This window comes from Roseicyclus sp. (assembly GCF_052168335.1).
Lineage (GTDB): Bacteria > Pseudomonadota > Alphaproteobacteria > Rhodobacterales > Rhodobacteraceae > Roseibacterium.
Window position 1 is genome coordinate 1 of sequence record NZ_JBQLZP010000522.1, and the last position, 3,870, is coordinate 3,870.

The 3,870-nt window shown below is 71.7% G+C and carries 5 protein-coding genes; 3 read left to right on the plus strand and 2 right to left on the minus strand.

Annotated features, from left to right (window positions below):
- A partial coding sequence (locus tag ACTS11_RS15840) for a CoA-binding protein (RefSeq protein WP_442641265.1) occupies positions 1 to 222 on the minus strand: 222 nt, incomplete at its 3' end.
- Between the two features lies 1 nt (position 223).
- A complete protein-coding gene (locus tag ACTS11_RS15845; RefSeq protein WP_442641266.1) occupies positions 224 to 1,384 on the minus strand; it encodes an acyl-CoA dehydrogenase family protein in 1,161 nt (386 codons plus the stop codon).
- Positions 1,385 to 1,483: 99 nt separating this feature from the next.
- Between ACTS11_RS15845 and ACTS11_RS15850 the strand changes: the two genes are divergently transcribed.
- The 3 genes from ACTS11_RS15850 to ACTS11_RS15860 form a co-directional block, all read left to right on the plus strand.
- On the plus strand, positions 1,484 to 2,416 hold the full coding sequence (locus ACTS11_RS15850) for a GlxA family transcriptional regulator (RefSeq protein WP_442641267.1): 933 nt from the start codon (positions 1,484 to 1,486) through the stop codon (positions 2,414 to 2,416).
- 67 nt (positions 2,417 to 2,483) lie between these two features.
- The gene (locus tag ACTS11_RS15855; RefSeq protein WP_442641268.1) at positions 2,484 to 3,671 is read left to right on the plus strand and encodes an aminotransferase-like domain-containing protein; all 1,188 of its coding nucleotides are present in this window, start codon (positions 2,484 to 2,486) and stop codon (positions 3,669 to 3,671) included.
- Positions 3,672 to 3,680: 9 nt separating this feature from the next.
- Positions 3,681 to 3,870, plus strand: a 190-nt coding sequence (locus ACTS11_RS15860; RefSeq protein WP_442641269.1) for a hypothetical protein, incomplete at its 3' end; no start/stop codon positions are given.

The following is a 3,870-nucleotide window of genomic DNA, read 5'->3' on the forward strand; positions in this document are numbered from 1 at the left end:
CTCGCGGTTCACGCCGACGAAGACCGCGTCCGGGGCTTCGGGAAGCGCCGCGACCGACGCGAAGGCCGGCAACCCCGCGATCTCGCGCTTCGCGGGATGGATCGGCCAGACCGGGCCCGCGAAGCCGATCTTCCGGCATTCCGCGATCACGTTCGCGCACCATGTCCCCCCACCGATCACGGCGATGGAGCGCGGGCGCAGGAGGCGCGACAGCGGCTGCATCTCAGGCGCCGAGCGGGCGGAAGATCTCGCGCCCGATGATGTGGCGCTGGATCTCGGAGGTGCCGTCCCAGATCCGCTCGACGCGCGCATCGCGCCAGAAGCGCTCGATCGGCAGATCGTCCATCAGGCCCATGCCGCCGTGGATCTGCAGCGTCGCGTCGGTCACGCGGGCCAGCATCTCGGTCGCGTAGAGCTTGGCGCTCGCGATCTCGCGGTTGGCGGGCAGGCCCCGATCCAGCCGCCACGCGGCCGCCAGCGTCAGCCAGTCTGCCGCGTCGATCTCGGTGATCATGTCGGCGACCTGGAAGCTGACGCCCTGGAACTTCGCGATGGCTTGCCCGAACTGCCGCCGCTCGGCCGCCCACTGGACCGCATGATCGAAGCACCGCCGCGCCCGCCCGACGGAGAAGGCCGCGACCGTGAGGCGGGTGGCATAGAGCCAGGTGTTCATCACGTCGAAGCCGCCGTCGACGCGGCCCAGGACCTGCGCATCGGGCAGGCGGCAGTCGTCGAACTCGAGGATGCAGTTCTTGTAGCCCCGGTGGCTGACCGACCTGTAGCCGTCCCGCACGGTGAAGCCCGGATGGCCGCGATCTACGAGAAAGCAGGTGATCCGCTTCTTCGGCCCGTGGGGCGTGTCCTCCACGCCCGTCGCGACGAAGACGATGAAGAAATCCGCGTGGTCCGCGCCCGAGATGAAGTGCTTCGTGCCGTTCACCACCCAGTCGCCGCCGTCGCGCACGGCGCTGCACTTCATGCCGCGCACGTCCGAGCCCGCGTCGGGCTCCGTCATGGCCAGCGCATCCATCCGCTCGCCGCGCACGGCGGGCAGCAGGTAGCGTTCCCGCTGCGCGCCCTCGCAGGCCATCAGGATGTTCTGCGGCCGCCCGAAGAAATGGGTGAGCGCCATGGAGCCGCGCCCGAGTTCGCGCTCGACCAGCGTGAACTCGAGGTGGTCGAGGCCGCCGCCGCCGACCTCCTGAGGGAAGTTGCAGGCCCAGAAGCCCATCTCGACGACCTTGCGGCGGAGCTCGGCGGCGAGGTCGGGGGGCACCTCGCCGGTGCGCTCGACCTCCGCCTCGTGGGGATAGATCTCGGTCTCCACGAAGTCGCGGACGGTCGAGACGATCATCTCCTGCTCGGGGCTCAGAGCGAAATCCACGGCGCGCCCTCCCTTCACCTGCCCTCTTGCTAGGAGGGCTCCGGCGGGATCATCATGCGGAGTTCGCGCAGAACCCTGCAGGATTCGAAATTTCCGCTCGTGCCCTACCGCGTCGCCGTCCTCCTCTTCCCGTCCTTCTCGAACCTCTGCCTCGCCAATGCGGTCGAGCCGCTGCGCGCGGCCAACACGCTGTCGCGGCGCGACCTCTACCGCTGGCAGTTCGCCGGGCTCGACGCGGGACAGGTCCTGTCCTCGAGCGGCCTGCCGGTGACGCCCGAGCTGCGCCTCGCCGAGATGCCGGCGGCGGACCTCCTCCTCGTCATGCCGAGCTACGGGCACCGCGAGCTTGCGCGGCCCGGCACGCTCCGCGCGCTCAGGGCCGCGGCGTCGCGTGCGGGCGCGGTGGCCGGGCTCGACACCGGCAGCCTCCTTCTCGCGGCGGCGGGGCTCATGGACGGCTACCGCGCCACCTCGCACTGGGACGTGCTTTCCGAGTTCGAGGAGACGTTCCCCGAGGTCGAGGTGGTGCGCGACCGCTTCGTCATCGACCGCGACCGGCTGAGCTGCGGCGGGGCCACGACCACGCTCGAGCTGATGCTCGAGCTCATCGCACGGCAGCACGGCGCGATGCTGAGTCTCGACGTGGCCGCGCTCTTCATGCATGGGGAGCGGCCCGGCGCGCTGCCGCGGCTGCCGGGCCTCGCGGGGGACCGGACGCTGCGCGCGGCGGCGGCGCTGATGCGGCGGCATCTTGAGACGCCGCTCGCCGTGCCCGAGATCGCGCGCCGCCTCGGCATCGGCCAGCGCAGCCTCGAGACGCGGTGCCGGGCCGCGGCCGGCCGCACGCCGCAGAGCCTCTACGCCGCGATCCGCATGGCCGAGGCCTTCCGGCTGGCCGAGGAGACATCGCTCAGCGTCGCCGAGATCGCGGGGCGCGTGGGCTATGCGGACGCCTCGGCCATGACGCGGGCCTTCCGGCGCGAGTTCGGCGCCGCCCCGCAGGAGGTCCGGCGGCGCGCGCGGCGGTCCTGACACCCGGCCCTTGCACCTTCCGGCGCGAGGGTGTCCTCTGGCGCCGGACGGCGAGGGAGGCCCGAGCATGACACCCCGTTTCGCGGCGCGCATGGCGCGCGTCGAGCCCAACGCCATCGGCGAGCTTCTGGCCCTCGGCGCCGATCCCGCGATCATCTCCTTCGGCGGCGGCTACCCCGACCCGACGCTGTTCCCGGCGGAGGAGCTCGAGGCCGTGTTCTCCGAGATCATCCGCGCCCCCGGCGGCCTCGCCATGCAGTACGCGCCCTCCGACGGGCTGCCGCGGCTGCGCGAGCAGGTCGCGTCGCTGATGACGGCGGACGGCACGCCCTGCGGGGCGGAGGACGTGCTGATCCTGCAAGGCAGCCAGCAGGGCCTCGACTTCGCGGCCAAGATGATGGTGAACCCCGGCGACGTGATCGTGACCGAGGACCCGACCTTCCTCGGCGCGCGGATCGCCTTCGACCCGAGCGAGCCCGCCTATGCCGCGATCCCGATGGACGCCGAGGGGATGCGGATGGACATCCTCGAGGAGGTGCTGCGCGAGACGCCGCACGCGCGGATGGTCTACACGATCCCCGAGTTCCAGAACCCGACCGGCGTGACCCTGTCGGTGGAACGCCGCCGCAGGCTGATCGAGCTCGCCAACGCCCATGACCTGATCGTGCTGGAGGATACCCCCTACCGGCAGATCCGCTTCGAGGGGTCGCACCTGCCCACGCTGAAGTCGATGGACACCGAAGGCCGGGTGATCCACCTCGGCTCCTTCTCCAAGGTTCTGGTGCCGGGGCTGCGTGTCGGCTGGGCGGTCGCGTCGCGTCCGCTCCTGGACAAGCTGAAGCTCCTGAAGGTCGCGGCCGACACGCAGACCTCGACCCTCAACATGGCGGCGGCGAGCCTCTTTCTCGACCGCTACGACCTGTCGGAGCATGTCGCGAAGCTGCGCGCCGCCTACCGGCGCAAGAAGGACGTCATGCTCGACGCGATGCGCCGGCATTTCCCGCAGGAGGTCTCGGCCACCGACCCCGATGGCGGGCTCTTCACCTGGGCGACGTTCCCCGACGGCTTCGACGCGACGGCCTTCATGCGCGACGTGGCCCTGCCGGAGGCGCGGGTCGCCTACGTGCCCGGCGGCAGCTTCTTCCCGGTGACGGAGCGGCCGAACTTCGCCCGCTTCAACTATTCCGCCCAGTCCGAGGCGCGCATCGAGGAGGGCATCGCCGCCCTCGGCGCCGCGCTGAAGGCCCATGCCTGAGGCAAACCGATGACCGTCACGCTGCACCCCGCCCCCGAACCGCTCCCCGAGGCCGCGCTGGCCCCCTGGCGAGGCGTGCCGGTGGCGCTCGTCATCGACTGCGCGCCGGGCGCTCGGCAGATCGATCCGGCGATCCGGCCGCTCCGGCCCGCGGGCCTCCAGCCGCGGCTCTTCGGGCGGGCGGTCACCGTGCGCGTCA

Excerpts from the sequence above, each read along its gene's own strand:
- ACTS11_RS15855 (WP_442641268.1), top strand. The coding sequence starts at position 2,484 with ATGACACCCCGTTTCGCGGCGCGCATGGCGCGCGTCGAGCCCAACGCC.